Source organism: Nakamurella sp. (genome assembly GCF_044224575.1).
GTDB lineage: Bacteria > Actinomycetota > Actinomycetes > Mycobacteriales > Nakamurellaceae > Nakamurella.
In genome coordinates, this window is record NZ_JBGAKE010000003.1 from 243,610 (window position 1) to 268,042 (window position 24,433).

22 protein-coding genes and 1 pseudogene are annotated in these 24,433 nt (G+C 71.0%); 14 read left to right on the forward strand and 9 right to left on the reverse strand.

Features of this window, described 5'->3' with window-relative positions:
- Positions 1-123: 123 nt before the first annotated feature.
- Positions 124-936: an inositol monophosphatase family protein gene (locus ACILSK_RS05005; protein ID WP_395726027.1), complete on the reverse strand. Its 813-nt coding sequence runs from the start codon at positions 934-936 to the stop codon at positions 124-126.
- A gap of 182 nt (positions 937-1,118) precedes the next feature.
- Here ACILSK_RS05005 and ACILSK_RS05010 point away from each other — a divergent pair.
- Positions 1,119-1,877: pseudogene (locus ACILSK_RS05010) on the forward strand (LLM class F420-dependent oxidoreductase); the annotation flags it as partial.
- Positions 1,878-2,135: 258 nt separating this feature from the next.
- On the opposite strand, the gene ACILSK_RS05015 reads toward ACILSK_RS05010, so the two are convergent.
- On the reverse strand, positions 2,136-2,687 hold the full coding sequence (locus ACILSK_RS05015; protein ID WP_395726160.1) for a YbaK/EbsC family protein: 552 nt from the start codon (positions 2,685-2,687) through the stop codon (positions 2,136-2,138).
- A 342-nt stretch (positions 2,688-3,029) separates the two neighbouring features.
- Here ACILSK_RS05015 and dusB point away from each other — a divergent pair, with 342 nt between their 5' ends.
- From dusB to phoU, 4 genes are all read left to right on the forward strand, one after another.
- Positions 3,030-4,139: a tRNA dihydrouridine synthase DusB gene (gene dusB, locus ACILSK_RS05020; RefSeq protein ID WP_395726161.1), complete on the forward strand. Its 1,110-nt coding sequence runs from the start codon at positions 3,030-3,032 to the stop codon at positions 4,137-4,139.
- Positions 4,140-4,189: 50 nt separating this feature from the next.
- Entirely contained in the window at positions 4,190-4,684 is a 495-nt protein-coding gene (locus tag ACILSK_RS05025; RefSeq protein ID WP_395726028.1) for a hypothetical protein, read from the forward strand.
- 202 nt (positions 4,685-4,886) lie between these two features.
- A complete protein-coding gene (locus ACILSK_RS05030) occupies positions 4,887-6,554 on the forward strand; it encodes an LCP family protein (RefSeq protein ID WP_395726029.1) in 1,668 nt (555 codons plus the stop codon).
- Between the two features lie 129 nt (positions 6,555-6,683).
- Positions 6,684-7,361, forward strand: coding sequence for a phosphate signaling complex protein PhoU (gene phoU, locus ACILSK_RS05035; protein WP_395726030.1), 678 nt, complete (start codon positions 6,684-6,686; stop codon positions 7,359-7,361).
- Positions 7,362-7,751: 390 nt separating this feature from the next.
- Here the strand turns inward: phoU and pstB are convergent, their stop codons facing one another.
- The 6 genes from pstB to ACILSK_RS05065 all read right to left on the reverse strand — a co-directional run bounded on the left by pstB (position 7,752) and on the right by ACILSK_RS05065 (position 13,927).
- On the reverse strand, positions 7,752-8,531 hold the full coding sequence (gene pstB / locus ACILSK_RS05040) for a phosphate ABC transporter ATP-binding protein PstB (RefSeq protein WP_395726031.1): 780 nt from the start codon (positions 8,529-8,531) through the stop codon (positions 7,752-7,754).
- Positions 8,532-8,549: 18 nt separating this feature from the next.
- The gene (gene pstA / locus ACILSK_RS05045) at positions 8,550-9,629 is read right to left on the reverse strand and encodes a phosphate ABC transporter permease PstA (protein ID WP_395726032.1); all 1,080 of its coding nucleotides are present in this window, start codon (positions 9,627-9,629) and stop codon (positions 8,550-8,552) included.
- Positions 9,626-10,735, reverse strand: coding sequence for a phosphate ABC transporter permease subunit PstC (gene pstC, locus ACILSK_RS05050; RefSeq protein WP_395726033.1), 1,110 nt, complete (start codon positions 10,733-10,735; stop codon positions 9,626-9,628). Before pstC ends, pstA begins: the two co-directional genes overlap by 4 nt.
- 120 nt (positions 10,736-10,855) lie before the next feature.
- Positions 10,856-12,028: a phosphate ABC transporter substrate-binding protein PstS gene (gene pstS / locus ACILSK_RS05055; RefSeq protein ID WP_395726034.1), complete on the reverse strand. Its 1,173-nt coding sequence runs from the start codon at positions 12,026-12,028 to the stop codon at positions 10,856-10,858.
- 209 nt (positions 12,029-12,237) lie between these two features.
- Positions 12,238-13,134, reverse strand: coding sequence for a mycothiol synthase (gene mshD, locus ACILSK_RS05060; RefSeq protein ID WP_395726035.1), 897 nt, complete (start codon positions 13,132-13,134; stop codon positions 12,238-12,240).
- A gap of 94 nt (positions 13,135-13,228) precedes the next feature.
- Positions 13,229-13,927, reverse strand: a complete 699-nt coding sequence (locus ACILSK_RS05065) for a winged-helix domain-containing protein (protein WP_395726036.1) — start codon at positions 13,925-13,927, stop codon at positions 13,229-13,231.
- Between the two features lie 346 nt (positions 13,928-14,273).
- Here ACILSK_RS05065 and ACILSK_RS05070 point away from each other — a divergent pair, with 346 nt between their 5' ends.
- The 9 genes from ACILSK_RS05070 (at position 14,274) to ACILSK_RS05110 (ending at position 23,925) form a co-directional block, all read left to right on the forward strand.
- On the forward strand, positions 14,274-15,053 hold the full coding sequence (locus ACILSK_RS05070; protein ID WP_395726037.1) for an alpha/beta hydrolase family protein: 780 nt from the start codon (positions 14,274-14,276) through the stop codon (positions 15,051-15,053).
- Between the two features lie 29 nt (positions 15,054-15,082).
- Complete coding sequence (locus ACILSK_RS05075; protein WP_395726038.1) at positions 15,083-15,796, forward strand: DUF2993 domain-containing protein; 714 nt, start codon at positions 15,083-15,085, stop codon at positions 15,794-15,796.
- Positions 15,797-15,975: 179 nt separating this feature from the next.
- Positions 15,976-16,074: a putative leader peptide gene (locus ACILSK_RS05080; protein WP_395726039.1), complete on the forward strand. Its 99-nt coding sequence runs from the start codon at positions 15,976-15,978 to the stop codon at positions 16,072-16,074.
- A gap of 168 nt (positions 16,075-16,242) precedes the next feature.
- Positions 16,243-17,070 carry a sulfurtransferase gene (locus ACILSK_RS05085; protein ID WP_395726040.1) on the forward strand — a complete coding sequence of 276 codons (828 nt, stop codon included), beginning with the start codon at positions 16,243-16,245 and terminating at the stop codon, positions 17,068-17,070.
- A gap of 29 nt (positions 17,071-17,099) precedes the next feature.
- Positions 17,100-17,399, forward strand: coding sequence for a DUF1416 domain-containing protein (locus tag ACILSK_RS05090; RefSeq protein WP_395726041.1), 300 nt, complete (start codon positions 17,100-17,102; stop codon positions 17,397-17,399).
- A 391-nt stretch (positions 17,400-17,790) separates the two neighbouring features.
- Positions 17,791-18,444, forward strand: coding sequence for an FABP family protein (locus tag ACILSK_RS05095; RefSeq protein WP_395726162.1), 654 nt, complete (start codon positions 17,791-17,793; stop codon positions 18,442-18,444).
- Between the two features lie 710 nt (positions 18,445-19,154).
- Positions 19,155-21,002, forward strand: a complete 1,848-nt coding sequence (locus tag ACILSK_RS05100) for a lysophospholipid acyltransferase (protein WP_395726042.1) — start codon at positions 19,155-19,157, stop codon at positions 21,000-21,002.
- A complete protein-coding gene (locus tag ACILSK_RS05105; protein ID WP_395726043.1) occupies positions 20,999-22,456 on the forward strand; it encodes an HAD-IB family hydrolase in 1,458 nt (485 codons plus the stop codon). The genes ACILSK_RS05100 and ACILSK_RS05105 overlap by 4 nt, the downstream gene beginning before the upstream one ends.
- Positions 22,453-23,925 carry a wax ester/triacylglycerol synthase domain-containing protein gene (locus ACILSK_RS05110; RefSeq protein ID WP_395726044.1) on the forward strand — a complete coding sequence of 491 codons (1,473 nt, stop codon included), beginning with the start codon at positions 22,453-22,455 and terminating at the stop codon, positions 23,923-23,925. The genes ACILSK_RS05105 and ACILSK_RS05110 overlap by 4 nt, the downstream gene beginning before the upstream one ends.
- A gap of 89 nt (positions 23,926-24,014) precedes the next feature.
- Here ACILSK_RS05110 and ACILSK_RS05115 read toward each other — a convergent pair whose 3' ends face one another.
- Positions 24,015-24,227 (reverse strand): three-helix bundle dimerization domain-containing protein, encoded by a 213-nt coding sequence (locus ACILSK_RS05115; protein ID WP_395726045.1) that lies wholly within the window; start codon positions 24,225-24,227, stop codon positions 24,015-24,017.
- Between the last annotated feature and the right edge of the window lie 206 nt (positions 24,228-24,433).

Below are 24,433 nucleotides of genomic sequence, written 5' to 3' on the forward strand. Positions count from 1 at the left end.
CCGGTCGGGCGCGTCGGTCGGCGACCCGGGACGCCCTCACCCCGGGCCGGGTGTGGGCGGGTCCGGTGCGGCCGGGTCCGCTGCGGACGGGTCCGGTGCGGCCGGAACGGGCGGGTGCGGCAGTCAGCCGGCGACGCGGGCATCCCGGAACTCGGTCAGCACGGCCGTGAACTCGTCGAACAACGCCGGCCCGGCCACCAGCAGCCCCGGCTGCCCGGCGATCGGCGGCGTGCGGATCGCCAACGCACCCGCCTCCTGGGCGATCAGGCCACCCGCCGCGATGTCCCAAGCCTTGACGCCCTCCTCGAAATAGGCGTCGACCGACCCGGAGGCCACCGCACACAGGTCGAGCGCGGCCGAGCCGATGCGCCGGATATCGCGGATCCGGGGCAGCAGCGCAGCGACCAGCGCTCCTTGCCGGCGGCGGTTCTCCGGGTCGTAGCCGAACCCGGTGGCGACCAGCGCATGCCCCATCGGGACCGGGTCCCGCACCTTCAGCGGCCGCCCGTCGACACTCGCCCCGACGCCCCGGATGGCGTGAAAGGTCCGTTTGGTCAGCGGGTTGTGCACCACGCCGACGATCGGGCCGTCCGCGTCCTCCGCGGCGATGCTGACCGCGAAGTTGTCCAGGCCGTACAGGTAGTTCACGGTGCCGTCCAACGGGTCGATGACCCACCGGATGCCCGTCGCCGACTCCCGCTCGGACCCCTCCTCGGCCAGCAGACCGTCGTCCGGCCGCTCCGACATGATCAGCTTGACCAGCATGGACTCGGCGCAGCGGTCGGCGTCGGTGACCGGGTCGGTCGCCGACGACTTCGCCGTCAGGCCTTCGACTTTGCCGTAACGGTTCATCAATTCACGCCCGGCGGCCCGAGCCCCGCGCATGGCGAGGTCCAGCAAACGGGCGGGGTCGACGGCGGGCTCTGCGGGGGCCATGGCCCAATCCTGCCCGGCCGCCGACGATCATGCCGCGCCGATCGGCGCCGGACGCCATCCGTCGGGACTGTCCTCTACTGGCCGAGCTGGCGAGGCCACCATGGAGGCAGTAGGACCGGGCGCACGCAATCTGGCGAGGCAGGAGTGAGCCTGCTTGTTCAGCGCGGTCCTACGCTGCCGGCATGGATCTGCGTATCTTCACCGAGCCGCAGCAGGGCGCCGCCCACGCCGACCTGCTGGCGGTCGCCCGGGCGACCCGGGACGGCGGCTTCTCCGCCTTCTTCCGCTCCGACCACGTCCTCGCGTTGGGCGCCGGCGGGTTGCCCGGGCCGACCGAGTCGTTCGTCAGCCTCGGCGCCATCGCCGCCCTCGTGCCCGACATCCGGCTCGGCACCCTGGTCACCTCGGCGACGTTCAGGCACCCGTCGATGACGGCCATCGCGGCCGCCACGGTGGACGACATCTCGGATGGCCGAATGGAACTCGGTATCGGGACGGGCTGGTTCGAGCGCGAGCACCGTGCCTATGGACTGGACTTCGGGGCCTCGTTCGGCGAGCGATTCGACCGGCTGACCGAGCAGTTGGAGATCATCAGCGGGCTGTGGGCCACGCCGACCGGCCGGACCTTCGACCACACCGGACGCTTCTACTCGCTGACGGGCGCACCCGGCCTGCCCCAACCGCGCCAGCGGGATGCCGACGGTCGACCGCACCTGCCGATCATCATCGGCGGCAAGGGACCGAAGCGGACGCCGGCCCTGGCCGCCCGATTCGCCGACGAGATCAACGTCGCATTCACCGATCTGGCCGAGATCACCGCGCAGTACGCGCGGGTCCGCCGGGCGGCCGAGGCGATCGGTCGCGATCCGAGCACGCTGGTCTATTCGACCGCGCACACCACGTTCGTGGGCGCGGACGAGACCGAGTTCGCCCGGCGCGCCGCGGCCATGGGTCGCACGCCCGAGCAGGCCCGGCTCAGTCCGCTGGCCGGCACGGCCGATCAGGTCCGGGACACCCTCGTCGAGTTCGCGGCGGCCGGCGTGCAGCGGGTGTACCTGCAGATCCTGGATCTCGCCGACCTGGACCACATCGCGCTGATCGCGCGGGAAATCTTGCCCGCCGTGCGTGATCTCCAGCAGGTCCTCCGGACGACGGTCGGCGACGCGGGCGCCGACCTGTTCAGTGCCCGCCGAGCGCGATCAGACCGGGGTCGCCAGGTCCTTGATCACCTCGGCGCCGGGCAGGGCGGCGAGCAGTGCACCGTCCAGGACGATCTTGGCCCCCCGAATCCCGGCGCCGATCACCACCGGTCCGGCCGCGACCACCGCCGCGTCGATCAGGATCGGCCAGTCGGCGGGCAGACCGATCGGGGTGATCCCGCCGTACTCCATCCCGGAGCGCTCGACCGCCTCTGCCATCGGCGCGAACGACAGCTTGCGCACGTCGAGCCGGCGACGGATCGCCCCGTTGACGTCGGCTCTGGTGGTCGCCAGGATCACCACCCCGGCCCACCGCGACTCGCCCGCCCGCTTGCCGGTGACGACGACGCAATTCGCCGACGCCGCCAGGGGCACGCGGTAGGCAGCACAGAAGTCGGCCGTGTCGGCCAGGCGGGGGTCGATCGGGGCCACCGCGACACGGTCCGCGGAGCCGAACGCCGCCAGCGCGTCCGCCACCGGCCGGGCCACCAGATCGGCTCGGTCGAGCGCTCGCTCCACCGCCAGGGTGCCCAGGGTCGGGAATTGCACCATGGCTCAGCACCCTCCCACAACCCGATCCCGACCTCGGCGCCGCAGCCCCTCCAGCCGCGTCGATCATGGAGTTTGCGCCCCCATGCCCGGCCCGGGGCGGGCAGCCATGATCAATCACGAGGCGGCCGGGTGGATTCGCCGCCGAGCGGGCCCGCGGCGCTCCCGCGAGGCGGGACAATGGTCGCCGTGAACTTCCCGACCACGATCACCACGGCGCCCGCCGGCGCACCGCCGGCCGGGGCATCGCCCGCCGGCGCACCGCCGGCTGAGGCATCGCCCGCCGAGGCATCGCCGGCCGAGGCATCGCCGGCCAGGGCGACGGCCCAGGCGGGCGCCCTACGGATCGGGCCGTACCCGGTCTGGCCACCGGTCGTGCTGGCGCCGATGGCCGGCGTCACCAACTCCTCGTTCCGGGCGCTGTGCCGCGAGTTCGGCGCCGGCCTCTACGTGTGCGAGATGATCACCACCCGCGCCCTGGTCGCAGGCGACCCCAAATCCCGGGCGATGATGCGGTTCGGCCCCGACGAGCATCCCCGCTCGGTCCAGCTCTACGGGGTGGACCCCACCGTGGTGGGCCAGGCCGTCCGGCTGGTCGTCGAGGAGGACCTGGCCGACCACATCGACCTGAACTTCGGCTGTCCGGTGCCCAAGGTGACCCGCAAGGGTGGCGGGTCGGCCCTGCCCTACAAGCGGCGACTGTTCGAAGCCATCGTCCGGGCCGCCGTGCAGAATGCCGCCGATCGCGGCGTGCCGGTCACCGTCAAGATGCGGGTCGGCATCGACCCCGACCACATCACCTACCTCGACGCCGGCCGGATCGCCGAGGACTGCGGGGTCGCCGCCGTCGCCCTGCACGCCCGCACCGCCATCCAGCACTACTCGGGCACGGCCGACTGGGAATTCATCGGACGGCTCAAGCAGGTGGTCACCTCGATCCCGGTGCTCGGCAATGGCGACATCTTCGCCGCGTCGGACGCCCTGGCCATGATGGCGATGACCGGCTGTGACGGCGTCGTGGTCGGCCGAGGCTGCCAGGGGCGGCCCTGGCTGTTCGCCGAACTGGCCGCGGCATTCACCGGCGAGCCGTCGCCGACCCCGCCCGATCTGCGGGCCGTCGCCACGATCCTGCGTCGGCACGCCGAGCTGCTGGCCGACGAGATGGGACCCGACCGGGGCATCCGCGAGCTACGCAAACACATCGCCTGGTACCTGCGCGGCTTCTCCGTCGGTTCGGAACCCCGGCGGCAACTCGGGATGGTGTCCAGCCTGACCGAGCTGGACGACCTGCTGGGCGAGCTCGACCTGGATCAGCCTTATCCGGAGGCGGCCGCGGGGCCGCGCGGGCGGCAGGGGTCCCCGCAGCGGCGGGTCGCATTGCCGCACGGCTGGCTCGACGACCCCGAGTCCGACCTGGTGCCGCACGAGGCGGAACTGGACGACGGCGGCGGATGAGCCGGCGGACGGCCCGCGGGCGGCCTGACCGGAATCCCGGGCCCCTCCGCATGGCCCTGATCGTGGCCGCCCTCAGCGGTCTCGCCGCCTGCCAGGCCTCCACGCCGGGACCGGAGTCCGCACCCACGTGGAACGGTGCGCCGGCGCCACCGGCGGACGTCGACGCGATCCGGGCCACCATCGATGCGGTCAACGCCACCGCCGGCGGCCCCGTCGCCGATCAGCAGGCTCAGCTGTTCGCCCACGTCGACCCGGCCCGCCGCGACGAGGCGCAACGCTGCCCGACCGCGACGACGACGGTCCGGCTGGCACCGGTCGTGCAGGGTCTCCGGGAACTGGCGGGACCGCCGGTCGCGAGCGCCGCAGCCGACTCGGCGGTGAGCATGGCACCGGACCCCAGGGCCACCGTCTACGGGCTGCCGACACTGATCCGGATCTTCTCCGGCGATCGGCTCATCGGCACCGACCTGACCACGCTGCGACTGATCGTGCGCGACGCCGGTGCCGGTCCTGAGGCGTTCCTCACACCCTTCTGCGTGAATTGAACCAGCAGCATTCGGCTGCGTCATTCAGGGTAAAGCGGCGATATTTGCCGACGCTGCTGCCTGCATTCGTGTGAATGCGGTGGGAGGGTCACGCCGAACGACACATTCCGTTGGAATGGTGGCGACCGTCCGTACCATGGACAATCGTCGAACACCGGTTACGAAACGCCGCAATCACCGGCGTGAGGCACAAGGAGGTCGCGTGGGCGCAGGCTCTGCGGACGGGCCCGCCAGCAGCGACGCCATGCCGCCGGACCCCGCCGCCGGATCGATCGAATCGGGCGCTCGCCGGCCGTCGAACCACCACGTCTGGCGCAACGCCGGTCGGGTGTCGGTCGCTCTGCTGGCCGTGCTGGTGCTGGTGGCGACCGGCCTGGAATGGACGATCAAGTCCCGGGCCGACTCGGGCATCCTGTCCCGCAGCGTGCAGGCCATCGTCACCGACGACACCAACCTCTCCACGCCGACCGCCGCGCCCACCGCGCCGGGCTCGTTCACCCCGGAGAACATCCTGTTGCTCGGCTCCGACACCCGGGCCGGGGCGGCCAATGCGGCCGCCGGCGGAACCGACGACAGCACCAATGACGGGGTGGCCAACTCGGACACGCTGATGATCGCGCACATCAGCAGCGACCGGCATGTCACGGTGCTGTCCATCCCCCGCGACACCATGATCGACGCCCCGACCTGCAAGGTCTGGGACGGTGCCACCGGGCAGCTGTCCGACCAGACCCAGCCGATCAGCAACGGCGAGAAGTGGCACATCAACTCGGCCTACTCGGTCGGCGGGCCGCAATGCACCGTGCGAGCGGTCCAGGACCTGACCGGGCTGAAGATCGACCGGGTCATCGGCATCGACTTCGCCGGCTTCCAGAACATGGTGGATGCGCTGGGCGGCATCACCGTCAATGTCTGCCGGCCGGTCATCGACGGGGAACTGGGCACGGTCATTCCCAACGGTGGCGTGCAGACAATCCATGGGGACACGGCGCTGAGCCTGGTACGCGCGCGCAAGGTGGAAGGTGACACCGACTCCGATCTGGCCCGGATCCGTCGCCAGCAGATCGTCCTGTCCGCGATCCTGCAGCAGGTGACCAGTGCTGGCACGCTGCTCAACCCGGGCAAACTCGACGGGTTCCTCCAGGCCTTCGTGCAAAACACCTACACCGACAACGTCACGATCGACGATCTGGTGGCACTGGCCCAATCGATGGGCAACCTGGACCCGAGCAAGGTCACGTTCTACACGCTGCCCACCGTCCCCAGCGTGGACAACCCGGAGGCGCTCGACCCGGCGGAGCCGGCCGCGAGCGCCGTGTTCGACGCGCTGCTCAACGACCGGCCGCTGCCCGGTGAGGAGGGTCCGGCGAGCCCGTCCCCGACCCCGGACCTGCCGACCCCGTCCGGCGAGGCGGGGGTCGGCCTGGCCACCGGCAAGACCGTCGACCCGAGCACCGTTCAGGTGACCGTGGTCAACGTGAGCGGGCGCAGCGGGGTGGCCACGCAGGCGATGGACGAGCTGAACAACATCGGCTTCGAGATCTCCGACGAGGACCTGCAGGCCCGGCCGGATCAGATGCAGGCGGACGTCACCGTCGAATACGACCCGACGAATCTGAACGCCGCCCTGACCGTGGCGGCCGCGGTTCCCGGCGCCACCGTGGTGCCGGTGAACGGCCTCGGCCGATCCGTTCGACTGCTGCTCGGCAAGGACTTCGAGGGCTCGGTCGACGCGGTGCGGTCCGGCAGCAACGCCACGGCCACCATGGGCACGGCCACGCCGGCCGTCACATCCACCCAGGACAGCGGATCGCTGGTCGACACCAGCGCACTCACGTCGATCAACGCCGGCGCGGAGCTCTGCGCCTGACCGCGTGCGTCCCGCGGGTCGGGCGCGATCGGCCGCGATGTCCGGTCGCGGGGTTCTTCTCGCCTGGCGTTCATCCCCAGTTCACCGGGCTCGTTCTTGGCGTGTGGGCGATGGACTTACGCTGTCATCATGCGTGAGGGATACCATCTGCGGCTCGCGGAGCTGGGCGAACACGGTTCTTCGATGTGCCAGGTCGCCAGTGACGCGCTGCGCGATGCCACCCAGGCCCTGCTCGATGCGGACCTGGCGCTGGCCGAACAGGTGATCGCCTCCGACGTCCAACTCGACGACATGCGCGCCAACGCCGAGAAGGTCGCGGTCGAGCTACTGGCCCTGGAGGCTCCCGTTGCACGGGATCTGCGCATCGTGGTGTCCGCGTTGTGGATCGTCGCCGATCTGCAGCGGATGGGTGCCCTGGCGATCCACGTGGCGAAGGCCGCTCGCCGACGGCATCCCGCGCACGTCATCCCGGCGGACGTCCGGCCGATCGTCGAGCGGATGGGCCGGGTGGGCGTGCATCTGGCCGACCAGGCCGGGGTGGTACTCCGCACCCGGGACGTCGAGTTGGCCCGCCAGCTCGAGGTCGAGGACGATCTCATGGACGACCTGCAGCGCGACCTGTACAACTACCTGCTCGCCCCCACCTGGCGGCACGGGGTGGCGCCGGCGGTGGACATCTCCCTGCTCGCCCGCTTCTACGAGCGGTTCGCCGACCACGCGGTGTCCATCGCCCGCCGGACCGTGTACCTGGTGACCGGCGAGAACGTCGGCGGCGACACGACGCCGGCCTTCGCCGCCCGCGACTGACCCCCTGCCCTTGCGCGGGCCCCCGCGCGCCGCGTTTGTCGCCGCGCGCTGTCCGGCGCGCCCGCATGGTCACCGCGCCCCGCCTTCCCGCGCGGATCATGTACGTCGGCGCGGATCAACTCACCCCGTATGTGACGGGTGAGGCACGAGTCGACGACTTCATCCGCGCGGCTGTCCACACCGATGCTGCGCGGCTGAAAGTGCACCGAAAGTGACCGGTGGGACGGAAGTCGGCTGGTTCAGCCGCGCCGGGCTTGTTGATCCGCGCGGGCACGGGGGCACGGGCAGCACCACGGACCCCGTCACGACGAGCGCCCCCTCCCGGTCGGGAGGGGGCGTTCATCGTTCCCGGGCGGCGGGTCGGAACCGCCGCCCGGGCCGGTCCGGGGCTCAACCGAAGCGGCCGGAGATGTAGTCCTCGGTCGCCTTCTCGGTGGGGTTGGAGAAGATCTTGGCGGTGTCGTCGTACTCGATCAGCCGACCGGGCTGCCCGACCCCGGCGAGATTGAAGAAAGCGGTCCGGTCCGAGACCCGGGCCGCCTGCTGCATGTTGTGCGTGACGATCACGATCGTGTAGCTCTGCTTGAGCTCGGTGATCAGATCCTCGATGGCCAGGGTGGAGATCGGGTCGAGCGCGGAGCAGGGTTCGTCCATCAGCAGGACCGATGGCTCGATCGCGATGGCCCGGGCGATGCACAGCCGCTGCTGCTGACCGCCCGACAGGCCCGCGCCGGGCCGGTTGAGACGCTGTTTGACCTCTTCCCAGAGATTGGCGCCCTTGAGCGAGCGCTCCACGATGTCGTCCATCGTGCTCTTGTTCTTCTTGGTGCCGGCGATCTTGTACCCGGCGATCACGTTGTCGTAGATCGACATCGTCGGGAACGGGTTCGGCTTCTGGAACACCATGCCGACGGTGCGGCGCACGTTGACCGGGTCGACGCCCGGCCCGTACAGGTCCTCGCCGTCCAGCAGCACCTTGCCCGAGACGCGACCGCCCGGGATCACCTCGTGCATCCGGTTGAGGACCCGCAGGAAGGTGGACTTGCCGCAGCCGGACGGGCCGATGAAGGCCGTGACCGACAGCGGGGCGATGTTGATGGAGGCGTCCTCGACGGCGAGGAAGTCACCGTAGAACACGTTGACGTCCTCGACGTCGATGCGCTTGGCCATATCGATGTACTCCCGGAACTAGCTGGTCTTGGGCTTGGCGAGACGGGCGAGCAGGCGGGCGCCGATGTTGAGGATCAGCACCAACAGCACCAGGGTCAACGCCGCGCCCCAGGCCCGGGCCTCGGTCAGATCGTTGGAGGTGGTGCCGGACCGCTTGCCCAGCTGGTCCCAGATCATCATCGGCAGGGTGGCCTGGTCCCCGGAGAACGGGTTGAAGTTGATCGACGCGGTGTAACCGGTGAGCAGGATCAGCGGAGCGGTCTCGCCGGCGACCCGGGCGACGGCCAGCAGCGACGAGGTGATCAGGCCGGACATCGCGGTGGGCAGCACCACCCTGACGATGGTCCGCCACTTGGGCACGCCAAGTGCGTACGAGGCGTCCCGCAGGTCGCGCGGCACCAGTTTGAGCATCTCTTCCGATGCCCGGACGGAGACCGGAACCATCAAGATGGCCAGCGCAAGCGCACCGGCGGCACCGAACGGCCGCATCCCGAAGCCCAACAGCAGGAAGGTGTAGACGAACAGGCCGGCGACGATCGACGGCACGCCCGTCATGACGTCGACGAAGAACGTCACGGTCTTGGCGAACTTTCCCCGGCCGTACTCGACCAGGTAGATCGCGGTGAAGATGCCGATGGGCAGGGCGATGATTGCGGCGATCGCCACCGTGATCAGCGTGCCGATCAACGCGTGGTAGAGCCCGCCGCCGGCCATCCGGCTGGTCACCCCGTTCATCGACCGCAGGAAGAAGTCGGCCGAGAACACGCTGAATCCCTTGATCCCGATGTAGGTCAGGATGAGCACCAGCGGCACGATCGCCGCCAGGAACGAGGCGTAGATCAGGGTGGAGGCGAACCGGTTCTTGGCTTGCCGGCGCCCCTCGACGGCGAACGACCAGGTGGTGAGGACCAGGACGAACAGCGCCGCGGCGGCGAAGAACGTGGTGGACCAGCCGGTCCATTCCAGCAACCAGCGGAGCAGGACGGCCAGGCCGACGGCGGCCACCGCGCTGCCGTAGGGCGCCCAGGACGGCAGCCGGGCCCCGATCAGCTCGGACCGGATGGACCCCGAGGACGCCGGGGCGGTCGCCACACTCATGTGAAGTCCTTCTTCCGCGCGATGACGATCCGGGCCGCGGTGTTGACGACCAGGGTGATCACGAACAGGAACAGGCCGGCCGCGATGAGGGCCGCAATGGCTACCGGCGAGCCGCCGGCCTCACCGAACTTGAGCGCGATGGTCGAGGCGAAGGTGTCGCCGCCCGGCTCGGTGATGTGCCAGTTGATGCGGAACCCGGAGTTGAGCACCAGCGCGACCGCGATCGTCTCGCCCAGCGCCCGGCCCAGGCCCAGCATGGCCGCCGAGATGATGCCGGCGCGGCCGAAGGGCAGGACCGCGGTGCGGATCATCTCCCACTTGGTCGCGCCCAGCGCCCACGACGCGTCCACGGTCTCCCTCGGCACCTGCAGGAAGACCTCGCGGCAGACCGCCGAGACGATCGGGATGATCATGATCGCCAGGACGACGCCGGCGATCAACAACGACTTGCCGAACTGGTCGACGGTGGTCGCCGTGGTGTTGTCGAACAGCGGAATCCAGCCGAAGTACTCACTCATCCAGGCCTGGAAGCCCTTGGTCTCCGGGATGAGGAAGTACAGCCCCCACATGCCGAACACCAGCGACGGCACCGCGGCCAGCAGGTCGACGGTCGCGCCCAGGGCGGTGGCCGCCCGGCGCGAGGCGTAGTGCGAGATGAACAGCGCGATGCCGATGGCGATCGGCACGCCGATGATCATCGCGATGAACGCCGACATCACCGTGCCGAAGAACACCGCGGCCATGCCGAAGATCGGCGGGCTGCCCTGCGGGTTCCAGGTCTGGGTGGTGAACAGGTTGCCGGTGTTCTGGGTGAACGCCGGGATCGCCTTCCAGACCAGGAAGATGGCGATCGCCGCCATCACGATCAGCAGGATCGCGCCGGAACCGGCGGCCAGACCCTTGAACACCCGGTCGCCCGTGCGCACGGACCGGCCCGAGATGCCCGCCTCGGGGCGCCCGTCGGGCAGGATCGTGCCGGGCGCGTCGACCTTGTCCGCGCTGTCCGGCTGCGGGCCACCGATCAGCGGGTTCGCCCCGGGCACGCCCTGGGCGGCAATCTCGAACGGATCGTCCGTTCGCGAGTCGTCTCCGGCCGTCTGAACCATCGCTCCTCGGCTTGGCTTCTTGTGCGTGGAGTCAGCCGCACATCACGATGATGACGCTGACCGGGTCACGTTGTCGCGGGTCCGGTCGACCGAAGCCGGCCCGGACCCGCTGGGCGGATTTCAGCTGATGGACGAGACCGAGGCGATGACCTTCTGCTGGATCGATGCAGGCAACGGGGCCGCGCCCAGCTCATCCAGCGAGGCCTGACCGTCGGTGGCGGTGTAGCCCAGGAAGGACTTCACCAGCGGGGCGACCTCGGCGGCGTTGCCGGCCGAGCAGGTGATCTCGTAGGTCACCAGGATCAGCGGGTAGGCGCCCGGCTCCTTGGTCGCGTAGTCCAGCTTCAGGGCCAGGTCCTGGCCGGTGCCGACGACGGTCGCGGCCTCGACGGCCTTGCCCGCGGACGCGGCGCTCAGTTCGACCGCGCCGCCGCCGTTGTCGACCTTGGCGACGTCGAGCCCGTCGTCCAGGGCGAAGCCCCACTCGACGTAGCCGATCGACCCGTCGGTGCTCTTGACCTGCTTGGACACCCCGTCGCTGCCCTGGGCGGCGACACCGCCGGGGGCGGCCCAGGCCTTGGCCGGGTCGAAGGTCCAGACGCTGGGGGCAGCGGCCTTGAGGTACTTGGTGAAGTTTTCGGTGGTACCGGAGTCCTCCGCCCGGTGCACGGCCTGGATGCCGGTGGCCGGCAGGGTCACGCCCGGGTTGACGGCCGCGATCGCCGGGTCGTTCCAGGTGGTGATGGTGCCGGCGAAGATGCCCGCGATCACCTCGGGGGTCAGGGTCAGCGAGTCCACCCCGGAGACGTTGTAGGCCAGCGCGATCGGCCCGGTCACCATGGGCAGGTTCAGCGCCGGGTTGCCCGCGCAGCGCTGGGCCTGGGCCTGGGCGGCCTGGTCCTGCTTGAGCGCCGAGTCGGAGCCAGCGAAGTCGACCTGGTTGGCGATGAAGTCCGAGATGCCCTTGCCGGAGCCGCCGCCGCCGTAGGCGTTGATGTTCGCCCCGCACGTGGCGTTGTAGTCGGCGATCCACTGCTCCATGACCTTGCCCTGGGCGGTGGAGCCGGACGAGCGCAGGGAACCGGTGGCGCAGGTGAAGCCGGCGCCCTCGAAGCTCGTCCCGCTCCCGGCCGCCGCCGAGCCACCGGCCGCAGCGGACCCACTCGCGGCCGCGGAACCGCCGGCCGCGGCCGAGGTCGTCGTGGTCGAGTTGTTGTCGCTGCCGCAGGCGGCCAGCACCAGGGCACCGGCAGCCAGCAGCGCCACCAGGCCTGTCCGTCGCGCGATCTTCACGCCATTTCCTCCATCACGTCTTCGTTCGTCTCGGGCCGGTCCGGTGCGCACGGCGGCGCAGGCCCGACGTTCCGGACGGTAGGGCGCGGGACGGAACGCAATCCGCCCCCACGGTGAACGGGAGGTGAATCACGAGGTCGGGGATTGTGACGGGAGGCACCCCGACCCATGCGCACGCATCAATGACACCGGTGCGTCACCGGTCGGTCTCAGACGGTGGCGGACGACCGGCGATACACCACGTTGGTCAGATGCACCGTGAAGCCCGCCCGCTGGTAGAGCCGCAGGGCCCGCTCGTTATCGGCCTCGACGTAGAGCATCACGGTGGGCAGCCCCCGATCGGCGAGGTGCCGCAGCCCCACATCGGTGAGCACGGAGCCCAGGCCGCGCACCCCGGCATCGGGGTCGACGCCCAGGACGTAGATCTCGCCGATCGGTGCCGTCGTCCCGGTCGCGCCGGCGGCGCGCGGATGGACCTTGGTCCAATGGAAACCCAGCATCCGGTCCCCCGGATCGGTGACGGCCAGGAAGAAGCCGGCCGGGTCGAACCAGTCCTGGCTCATCTCGTCGCGCAGGCCGGCCAGATCCAGCCGGCCCTGCTCGGGGTGGGTGGCGAAGGCGCGGGCGTTCACCCGGAGGAAGGCCTCGTCGTCCCGACCCGGTTCGAAGGCGCGGATCCGGACGCCGGGCGGAGGCGGCCCCCCGGCGGGTTCGGCCGGCAGTGGGCGGCGCATCTGCAGCAGCACCCGGGTGCGCTCCAGGTGCAGCCGGTCGGCGATGGCGCGGGCGGCCGGCAGGTCGCCGTAGGCCCAGACCGCCCCCTGACGTTCGATGGCGGCCTGCACCAGGGCGCGACCGGCGCCCTGCCCGCGGGCGTCCGGATCCACCGCCACCTCCGCCGGGTCACCGGCGATCGCCACCGCGTAGCCGGCGGCCGCGCCATCGGGGACATCGGCCCGCAGGACGTCGGCAGTGCCGGCGCGGACGGCCGCGAGGACGTGACCGGAGATCGCGGCCACCCCGTCGGCGGCGGCGACCCGGTCGGCCAGTGTGAGGACGGGACCGGCCGCATCGGTGCCGCGAATCCACCCGACGGCGTCACTCATGCCGGCCCCGTGCCGGGGCGGCGTGCGCGCTCGATGCGTATGCGGGGCGGTCGGCGCCCCTGACCTGCGCGGCGAGTCCGTCCGTCCACGCTGCTCACGCGGGCGTGCCGGCCGATTCGTCCCGCAGTGCGGATCGGGCCGGCGGCACCATCTTGTAGCCGACGTTGCGGACGGTGCCGATCAGCGCCTCGTGCTCGGAGCCGAGCTTGGCCCGCAGCCGGCGGACGTGCACGTCAACGGTGCGCGTGCCGCCGAAGAAGTCGTAGCCCCAGACCTCGGTCACCAACTGCTCGCGGGTGAACACCCGGCCCGGGTGCTGGGCCAGGAACTTGAGCAGCTCGAACTCCTTGTACGTGAGCTCGAGGGGCCGGCCGCGCAGCCGGGCGGTGTAGGTGTCCTCCTCGATGGTCAGATCACCGAGGCTGATCATCCCGGAGTTGGCGGCGTTGCTGGTGCGGGCCGCCAGCAGGCGGAGCCGGGCATGCACCTCGGCCGGCCCGGCCGAGGCCAGCACGACGTCGGAGACGCCCCATTCCGGGCCGATCGCGACCATGCCACCCTCGGTGACGATGGCCAGGATGGACACCGCCAGTCCGTCGGACCCGAGCAGCCGGCACAGCGTCCGCGCGGCGGCCAGGTCGTGCCGGGCGTCGAGCAGCAGCAGATCGTACGGTCCCGAGGTGACCAGGGACGCGGCCTCCGGTGCGGCGGACCGGACACGAACGGGAAGCAGGTCGACCGCGGGCAACACCGACGCCGGACTGGGGTCGGTGGTGAGCAGCAGGAGCTCCATTCGTCTTCTCCTTACCTGCGGTTCACCGGGCTTCGAGTCTAACTTTTGCAAGGTTGCAACATCGTGGTCGATCGGGCGCGCCGTACCTCACAGTCCTGGACGGCGACTGTGAGGTTTCAGTTACGGAAATACCAGGCCCGTATGACACGCAGGTAACGCCGGTCACGTTCCTGCAGGTCGGAGCGGGCCCATGTGACATGATCCGCAGAATGCCCGACAACGTTGGCGCAGGGTCACGGACCCTCGGAGGCGAACGATCCGACCGGCCGGCACGGCCGGTGACCCGTCGACCCCTCGGCAACGACGGGGACACCGCCCGCCCATCACTGCGCGGGAGTGATCGCTGATGCGATCGTTCACCGTCGCGAGGACGCCTGAGGCGGGGGTCGGGTTCCATTGCACGACCGATGACGACGTGTCGTTGACCGGCGTGCACGTGTCGGGCCCTGCCGACGCGGGCGCGTTCGTCCTGGCCCACGGCTTCACCCACGGCATCGCCAAGCCGGCGACCCGGGCCGCGATCACCGCCTTCGCGCAGCACGGCGCGGTCGTCGCGGCCGATTTCCGCGGCCACGGTCGGTCCGGCGGCCGCTCGTCGGTCGGCCGGGACGAGGTCCTGGACCTGGATGCCGTGGTCCGCTGGACCCGGGCGGCGGGCTACCCGACGGTCACCGTCGTCGGGTTCTCCATGGGGGCGGCGGTCGCCGTCCGGCAGGCCGCGTTGGGCGTTGATCCGCCGGATGCCGTGGTCGCCGTGTCCGCGCCGTCCCGCTGGTATGTGCGGGAGAGCGTGCCGATGCGCCGCCTGCACTGGCTGCTGGAGCATCCGCTCGCCGTGCAGATGGGCGTCGCCCTCGGGGTTCGGCTCGGCGAGCCGTGGCCGGACCTGCCGCCCAGTCCGATCGAGGCGGCCGAGCGGATCACCGTACCCCTGCTTCTGGTGCACGGCACCGAGGACGACTACTTCGGCCCGCCCCATGCGATCGCCCTGCAGGACGCTTCGCGGTCCGGCGACCTGTGGATCGAGCCGGGCATGGGGCACGGGGAAACTGCCCTGACGCCGGAGCTGGCGGCCCGGATAGCCGACTGGTCCGCCACCCCGACCCCCGCCGAGGTTCCGGCCTGACCCGGGCGGCCACCTGACACACTCGATCCGTGCGCAAGCTCCTGATCACGCTGGTCGTGCTGGCCGTGCTGCTGGTCGCGGCGGACTTCGGCGGCCGCGCCTACGCCGAGTACCGGGCCGCGTCGGCCATCCAGACGGAACTGGGACTGACCCAATCCCCCGACGTGTCCATCGAGGGATTCCCCTTCCTATGGCACGCGGTGCAGGGCTCCTACCCGCAGGTGATCGTCAGCGCCGGCAATGTCGACGCCGGACTGCTGCCGGGCACCCAGGCCCGGGTCACCCTGACCACGGTGGCCATGCCGCTCCGCGACGCGGTGGCCGGCGACACCTCGCACCTGACCGCCCAGGCAACGAACCTGCAGGTCGTTATCCCGATCTCGTCCCTCCAGGCGGCCCTCCCCCGTCCGGACGTCACCCTGTCGGCCGGACCGAACGGCACCCTGCAGGCCAGCAGCACGATCACCGTGCTGGGCGTTGCCGTCCCGCTGACCGGCTCGGCCAAGCTCTCGGTCGCCAACGACGCGCTGACGCTCACGGTCGACAACCTGTCCGCCGCGGGGATCGACCTGACCCAGACCGCGCAGCAGGCCGCATCCGCGCTGGCCTCGGGGCTGACCACGACCATTCCGTTGGCGGGGCTCCCGTTCACGGTCACCGAGGGCGACGTCCAGGCGTCCGGGAGTGACGTGGTGATCACGGTCAACACCGGCCCGGTCACCTTTCAAGAGCTGCGGCGCTGAGACCGCGCAACAATCAGGCTCCCGCGTCGCCAGATTGTCTGGGCCCGGACCTCTCCATGGCGGCCTCGCAAGCTCGGCCGAGTTGACGATGCGGCGGGCCCGGATCGGCGACCGCGGGAGCACCGCGGGACGCGGGATCCGGTCAAAGCGGGACGCCGCGGGCTGCTACCGTTGAATCCATGGGCCCGTTGCTGACCAGCCGGCGCGCCGTCGACCTCGTGCGCGTCGGCAGTGCTCTCTGTTGCAGCGCAGCCGGGTGCCCGACTACCTGCCGCTGACCGTTCCGGTCTTTTACTGGCAGCCGCACACCCTATTCCTCGATCCGCCCGCTCGGTGCTGCCGACGGGGCGTGGATCGTCCCAGGTGATCGCCCGACCCTGATTTCCCCGGAAGTCTCCCGACCCGCCAGCACCACCCGATCGCACCACCCTGCAAGGAGCAGCCGCATGAGCCGCGAGGACTCCCTCGTCACCACCGAATGGGCAGAGCAGAACCTGTCCACCCCCGGCATCGTTCTCGTCGAGGTCGACGAGGACACGTCGGCCTACGACGCCGGCCACATCCCCGGCGCGGTCCGGATCAACTGGAAGACCGAGCTGCAGGACCCGGTTCGCCGCGATTTCGTCGACCGGGTCGGCTTCGAGAAGCTGCTGTCGGCCAAGGGCATCTCCAACGACGACACCGTCGTGCTCTACGGCGGCAACAACAACTGGTTCGCCGCCTACGCGTACTGGTACTTCAAGCTCTACGGGCACCAGAACGTCAAGCTGGTCGACGGCGGCCGCAAGAAGTGGGAGCTGGACGGCCGCACCCTGACCAGGGACGTGACCGACCGGGTCGAGACCACCTACACCGCCCAGGAGCAGGACTCCTCGATCCGCGCCCTGCGGGACGAGGTCGTCGCGGCCATCGGGGTGCAGAACCTGGTCGATGTCCGCTCCCCCGACGAGTTCTCCGGCAAGCTGTTCGCCCCGGCGCACCTTCCGCAGGAGGCCGCGCAGCGGGCCGGTCACATCCCGACCGCACTGAACGTGCCGTGGTCCAAGGCCGCGAACGAGGACGGCACCTTCCGCTCCGACGCCGAGCTGACCGAGCTGTACGGCAACCTGGACGACGAGAAGGACACCATCGCCTACTGCCGGATCGGTGAGCGTTCCAGCCACACCTGGTTCGTGCTGACCGAGATCCTCGGCAAGCGCAACGTCAAGAACTACGACGGCTCCTGGACCGAGTACGGCTCGCTGGTCGGCGTGCCGGTCGAGCTCGGCGCCTGACCCGCCAGACCTAGGAAAGGACAACAGTCATGTCGTGTGCTGCCCCCGATCAGACCGCCGGCATTCCGGTGGGCGTCGATGTCTCCGGCCAGGCCGTCGTGCAGGGCAAGGTCTGCAAGGACAACCAGCCGGTGGCCGGTGCCTTCGTCCGGCTGCTGGACTCCACCGGTGAGTTCACCGCCGAGGTCGTCACCTCCCCGGGTGGCGACTTCCGCTTCTTCGCCGCCCCCGGCTCGTGGACGGTCCGCGCGCTGTCCCGCGCCGGCAATGGTCAGGCCGACGGTGTGGTGAGCCTGGGCATCAACCAGCTGGACATCGTCGTCGCCTGAGGTTCGTGCTGCCCGGAGGCGGGGTTCGGCTGCGGCCGGCCCCGCCTTCGCCGTTCCGTCGGGCGGGTCACCCGGCGGCCGGATGGCGTCGTCGGGTGTGACGTCGTTCGCGACGGGGGAACCCGACGGCCGGCTCGGGTTAGGCTGCCCGGGTGGAAATCTTCTTCACCGGACTGCTCATCGCGGTGGCCCTGCTGATCACGTGGTTCGCGTTCTACGTGGTCTACCGGTTGCTCCAAGAGGACAGGTGACCGGTCCGGACGGCCCGGCACCCGACCCGAGCGGACCGGACCCGCGGGTGCCGCATTCCCATCAGGGCCCCACCGCCGAGGAGATCGCCGGCCTGGTCGGAGCCGAGCGAACCGCGGGTGAGTATGTGCGCGCACCGGACATCGTCCCGCCGCCGGGACACTCGCCGGCGACCCCGATCCCCGGCAGCGGGGACGCGGCCATCGTCGCCGCCGAGATCCGGGCCGAGGCCACCCGCGCGCTGGACATCGCCGATGTGCCGCCGCTGCCCATTCCCGCGGACACCGCCAACGTGCGCGCCCGGCCCGGTCTGCACCCCGACTGCCAGCCGCTGCTCCCGCTGCTCGGCGTCTGGCGGGGGGTGGGCCGGTTCGGCAACGAGCCGGGCGAGAACGATCCGCAGTTCGGCCAGCAGGTCGTCATCTCCCACGACGGGCGGCCGTTCCTGCGCTACGAATCGGTCAGCTGGCTCCTCGACCCCGACGGGTCCGTGCGCGGGCTGGGCAGCCGGGAGCTGGGCTTCTTCCGGCCGCAGCCGGACGGGTCGATCGAGCTGATGGTCGCCCACGCCGAGGGGCGGATCGAGCTGTTCTACGGCCGGGCCCGCTCGGCGGCCGCCTGGGCCCTGTCCACCGATGCGGCGTTGCGCACCCCGACCGCGCCGCCCGTCGTCGGAGCAACCCGGCTGATCGGGATCACGCCCGACGGCAAGTTGGCCTACGTCGAGGAACGCGCGCATTCCGACATCGAACTCGCGCCCCACTCGTCGGCCGCGCTGGACCGCATCGCCGGCTGACGGCGGCCGGCGCCGATCAGCCGCCGGCAGCGCCGCGGCGGGCGCGTCAGTCGATCGCCGTCTCACCGCTGCGCAGGTCCAGTCGGTACCGCCGGAATCGTCGGGCCGCCGGATCGACGTACACGTCCAACAGCAGGGGACGGAGATCGCTCGAGCCCGACCCGGGATCGCGGCGGGCCCGTGGAACGGCCGGATCCGGGTGGCAAAGAAGCCGTCGTGGCCCTTCGGACAGGCGGGCCGGGCCATCCCATGGCTGGCCAGGTACATCCGCTCACCGCTGGGCAGGGTGAGGACGGCGTAGGCCGTCGGATCCTCCCGGTGCACCCGATCGACCAGCCCGTCGACCAGCAGCCGGACCCGCTTGCGCCACGATCCGGCCGTCAGCCGGTCCTGGTCGGACGTGCGCCGGACGACGATCGGGTCGTCGAACGTTCCCGCCTCCTTCATGAGCATGGGGCCCACCGCATCACCGCGGTGCGAAGGACCGGGCAGCGCGGGGTGTCCGGGGAGCAACCACCCGGCGACGTCCGGCCGAACATGGCCGGCGAGTGTGCAGGAAGGGTCCGCACAACCGCGCCGAAGGGGCCGATTCTGCACACTCGGCGAGTGGGATCGGCGTGATTCACCCCGATCGGACATCGGCACCAACCCTGACCAAGTGTGATGATCGAGCAATCGACAAAGATGGGTCTGGTGACGAGTTGGGTGCGATGAAGCCCTGGCAGGCGTTACGGCACGCGAAGGACTCGCTCGGCCCGATCCACAGCCCCGAGTTGAACGAGTTGCTACGGGCGCCCTGGTTCGCCGAGCGGCTGGACAATCTGGCCGGGCAACTGGACCGGCGACCGTCCGACGTGCGGGACGAGGCGGTCGGCTACCTGCGGGAGATGGCGGCCACCCACGACCCGCGGGCGACCGACGCCTGGCGCGCGTTCGGCCGGTGGTTCCTGCGGGCCTACGACTTGTACGTCGACGACGACCAGGTCCAGCGGCTGCGTGAACTGGACCGCCGCTCGTCGCTGGCGTTCGCCTTCTCGCACCGCTCCTACCTGGACGGGTTCGCCGTCCCCGAGGTCATCGCGGCCAAGCGGCTCACCCCGGTCTACACGCTCGGCGGGTCGAATCTGAACCTGTTCCCGTTCGGGCAGTGGGCGAGCCGCTCCGGTGTCATCTTCATCCGCCGCAACATCCGGGAGCTTCCGGTCTACCGGCTGGCCCTGCGGTCCTACATCGCCGAGCTGGTCCGCAGCCGGGGCAACCTGGCCTGGTCGATCGAAGGCGGCCGCACCCGCACCGGCAAGCTCCGGCCGCCGACGTTCGGCATCCTGCGGTACCTCGTCGACGGACTGGACGAGGCCGCCCGCACCGACGAAGGCCCGATCGCCACCGATATCCAGCTCGTCGGGGTGTCCATCGTCTACGACCAGCTGCACGAGGTGCAGTTGATGACCGGGGAGGCGCGGGGCGCCGGCAAGCGACCGGAGGACCTGCGCTGGCTGGTGCACCTGGCCCGGCAGCAGGGCCAACGGCTGGGGCGCGCGTACCTCGATTTCGGCGAGCCGATCCCACTGTCGCAGCGGCTGGCCGAACTCCGGGCCGACCCGGCCACCGGTGAGCACGAGGTGGAGCGGATCGCGCTGGACGTGTCGCACCGGATCAACCGCGCCACCCCGGTCACCGCCACGGCGGTGGTCAGCCTGGCCCTCCTCGGCGCCGACCGGTCGTTGACCCTGGACGAGCTGCTGGCCACGGTCCGGCCGCTGGCCGGCTACCTGACCCGGCAGGGCTGGGCGGTTGCCGGCGCGCTGAATCTGACCGACCGCGCGACTATCCGCCGCACGCTGGACGAGATGGCGGTCTCCGGCCTCGTCGCGGTCTTCGACGAGGGCACCGAACCGGTCTGGCAGATCGCCCCCGGCCGGCACCTGGTCGCCGCGTTCTACCGGAACACGATCATCCACGCGCTGGTCCAGCGCGCGATCACCGAACTCGCCCTGCGGGCCGTGGCCGACAGTTCCGGTGCGCCAGCGGAGACCGACGTCTTCGCCGAGGCCGGCCGGTTGCGGACGCTGCTCAAGTTCGAGTTCTACTTCCCGTCCAGCACGCAGTACGGCGCCGAGGTGTTGGCCGAGCTGCGCCTGCTCGGCGCCGGCGTCCATGACGAAGACTGGCGGTGCGACCCGGAGACCGCGGCCGCGCTGCTGGAGAAGTCCGACCTGCTCGTCGCCCACCTGGTGTTGCGGCCCTACCTGGACGCCTACCTGGTGGTCGCCGACCGGCTGGCCGCGGAGCCGTGCGATCCGGAGCCGGTCGACGAGCCGCGACTGCTCGCCGAATGCCTGGCGGTGGGCCAGCAATGGCTGCTGCAGCACCGGATCACCAGCGCCGAATCGGTGTCGCTGGAACTGTTCCGCACCGCGCTCCGGGTGGCCGGAAAGCGTCACCTGCTGATCGCGAACGCCGCGGCGCAGGCGCGTCGGGAGTTCGCCGCCGAGGTCGCCGCCGACGTCGAACGGGCCGATGCCATCGCCGAACTCGCCAGGAAGGGCACCCCATGACAGCCGGCACCCCTGCGGCGTTGACCGCGGACGCGCAGATCAAGGCGGTGCTGGCCGGTCCGAGCGGGCCGCACATCGGCGCATTCTTCGATCTCGACGGCACCCTGGTCGAGGGGTACACGGCCCACACGTTCTTCACCGAGAGCATCCGCAGCCGGGACATCGCCCCGGGCGACGTCGCCCGGTCCCTGTTCTCGGTGGTCGACGGGAAGTTGGGGGGCGACCCGACGGCGATCGGCCGGTACGGCGTGGCCGCCATGGCCGGCCGCGAGGCCGATACCGTCATGGAACTCGGCGAACGGCTGTTCGCCCAGAAGATCGCGGCGCTGGTCCGCCCCCAGGCCCGCGACCTGGTGCGCGCCCATCAACGCATGAAGCACACGATCTCCATGGCGTCCGCTGCCACCCGCTTCCAGATCGAGCCGCTGGCCCGAGATCTCGGCATCAGCAACATTCTGTGCACCGAGGTCGAGGTGGTCGACGGGGTGATCACCGGCGAGCTCGCCGGGCCCATGCTCTGGGGTGAGCCGAAGGGGGCCGCCGTCCGCGCCTTCGCCCGCGACAACGGCGTTGACCTGACCGCCAGCTACGCCTACGGCAACGGCGACGAGGACGTCGCCTTCCTCAGCTCGGTCGGCCATCCGCGGCCGCTGAACCCGTCCCCCGGCCTGGTGGTGGCCGCCACGACCTTCGGCTGGCCGATCCTGACGCTGCAGGAACCGCGCACCGCGGGACTGCGTGCCCTGGTCGGCACCACGGCCGCGCTGGGCGGTTTCAACGTCGGGATGGTGGTGGGTGCGGCAACCGGCCTGCTGTCCGGCAGCACCCGCGCCGGCCGCAACATCGGCATCCCGCTGGCCTGTGACCTCGCACTGGCCCTCGCCGGGGTCAAGCTCGACATCGTCGGCGAGCACAACCTGTGGGCGGCCCGGCCGGCCGTCTTCGTCGCCAATCACCAGAGTTCGCTGGACGCCCCGCTGATGGGCGCGTTGCTGCGGAAGGACTTCACCGGGGTGGCCAAGAAGGAGGCGCGGTACGACCCGCGGATGGCGATCGCCGGGCTGTTCGTCGACCCCGCCTACATCGACCGGTCGCACCCGGACTCGGCCAAGCGCGATCTGGCCGCCCTGGCCGAGCGGGTCCGGGCCGGTACCTCGGTGGTGATCATGCCGGAGGGCACCCGGGCGCCGACGCCGAACGTGTTGCCGTTCAAGAAGGGGGCATTCCACCTGGCCATGCAGGCCGGCGTGCCGATGGTGCCCATCGTGATCCGCAACGCCGGCGAGCTGATGTGGCGCAGTTCCAAGCTGTTGAACCCGGGCACGCTGCAGATCGCCGTGCTCGAGCCGATTTCCACGTCCGGGTGGACGCCCGAGACCATCAACGATCACGTGCGGGAGGTGCGCGACACGTTCGTCGCCACCCTCGCCGACTGGCCGGAGAAGAGCGCATGACGACAGCTGGACCGCCTCGCTCGCACCCCCCCGCGCCCACCCCCGCCGAGCTGAACCAGCAGGCCTGGACGGCCGCCGGTCAGTGGGGCCTGGACGGCTCGATGAGCGAGCTCGAGACGCTGATGTGGCGGTCCGAGCGGCACCCCGAGCTGTCGTCGACGATCACCGCGGTGATGCTGCTGGACACCGCCCCCGAGTGGGACCGGTTGTGGGCCGCCCATGAGTGGGCCATCGGTCTGGTCCGGCGCACCCGGGAGCGGGTGCAGGAGCCGGTGCTGCCGGTGGGACCGCCGGTGTGGGTCGAGGATTCGTCGTTCACGCTGGAGAACCACCTCCGCCGCACCCGATTGGATCCAGCGGAACGACCTGGCGGTGACATGCCGGCGCTGCTCGGGTACACGGAACGATTCGCGCTCGCACCGCTGAACCGCAAGCGCCCCCTGTGGGAAGCCGTGCTGGTCGAGGGACTGGCCGACGGCCGGGCGGCGTACCTGCTCAAGCTGCACCACTCGGTGACCGACGGCCTGGGCGGGGTGCAGCTGCTGTCGCTGGTGCAGAGCCGCACCCGCGAACACACTCCGGACAAGCCGTCCTCGCGGGCCGGGGCGTCGCCGGCGGGCATCAACCCGGCCGTGCTGGCGTCCCGGCAGCTTGCCTCCCGGATCGGGCAGGCCCCCGACATGCTGTGGCGGTCGGTGAAGTTCGGCGGCACCGTGCTGTCCGACCCGCTGCAGGCCGGCGACGACGCGGTGCGGTTCACCGCGTCGCTGCGCCGGATGATGCCGCCCCCGCCCGCTCCGGCGTCCCCCCTGCTCAAGGGCCGCAAGGGCCGCAACTGGCGGTTCGGCGTGCTGGAGTGCGAATTCAAGCGGCTGCGGGCGGCGGCCAAGGCGGCCAGCGGTTCGGTCAACGACGCCTACATCGCTGCCCTGCTCGGCGGCCTGCGCCGGTACCACGAACGGCACGGCAGCCCGATCGATGCCCTGCCCATGGCGATGCCGGTGTCGCTGCGCCGCGGCGACGATCCCATGGGCGGCAACAAGTTCGCCGGCGCGCTGCTGGCCGGCCCGATCGGCGTCAGCGATCCGGTGGAACGCATCGCGGTCATCCGGGGCACCGTCCTGACCCTGCGCACCGAACCGGCACTCGACTCGTTCGGGCTGCTCGCCCCCTGGGTGAACATGCTGCCGTCCGGGGTGGGCGCCGCCGCGTGGCGGCTCGGTGCCACCGCGGACATGTCGGCGTCGAACGTGCCCGGGCTGCCCTACCGGTCGTTCCTGGCCGGCGCGCAGGTCGACCGGATCTTCGCGTTCGGCCCGCTGCCCGGGGTGGCGATCATGGTCGCCATGACCACCCACGCCGGCGCCTGCTGCATCGGCTTCAACATCGACGGCGACGCCGTCGAGGACGTCTCCGTGCTGATGGACTGCTTCGCCGATGGGCTCGACGAGGTCCTGGCCATCGCCTGACCCGCACCGTTCCCACAGGGACCAGGGGGCGGCGTCGGACGACCGGGTGCTCCCCGGCGAGCGTCCGGTGAGGGGACCAGGCGGGCGAATCAGGCGGCGGGTCGGCGCAGCCGTTCGATGGCGGCCCGCTCCACGAACACGGGGACGAAGTCGCGGATCGGGCGGCCGTCGAACGCCCGGTGCTCCTCCTCGACCACGCCGCGGATGCGCTCCGCGCCGACGGTCGGAAACCTCTCCCGCAGCCGCGCCATCACCTCATCGATCTCGCGAGCCTCGTGGGCGGTCGCATCGACGTTCTGCATCCGGCCATGGTGCCAACGATTCCGGTCGCTTGGCTTCCGACCCGTCCGGAATCGTTCCTCTCGGGTGAACCGGGAAGGCGCCGTGGCCGCATCGGTTCCGCTCGGGCTGTGGTCGGCCGCACCGAGCCGGGGATGGCCCCGCAGTGGAGCCGAGCAGCCGGCGTCCAGGCCCGGCCGCGCCGCCGGCGACGATGACCGACCGGCCC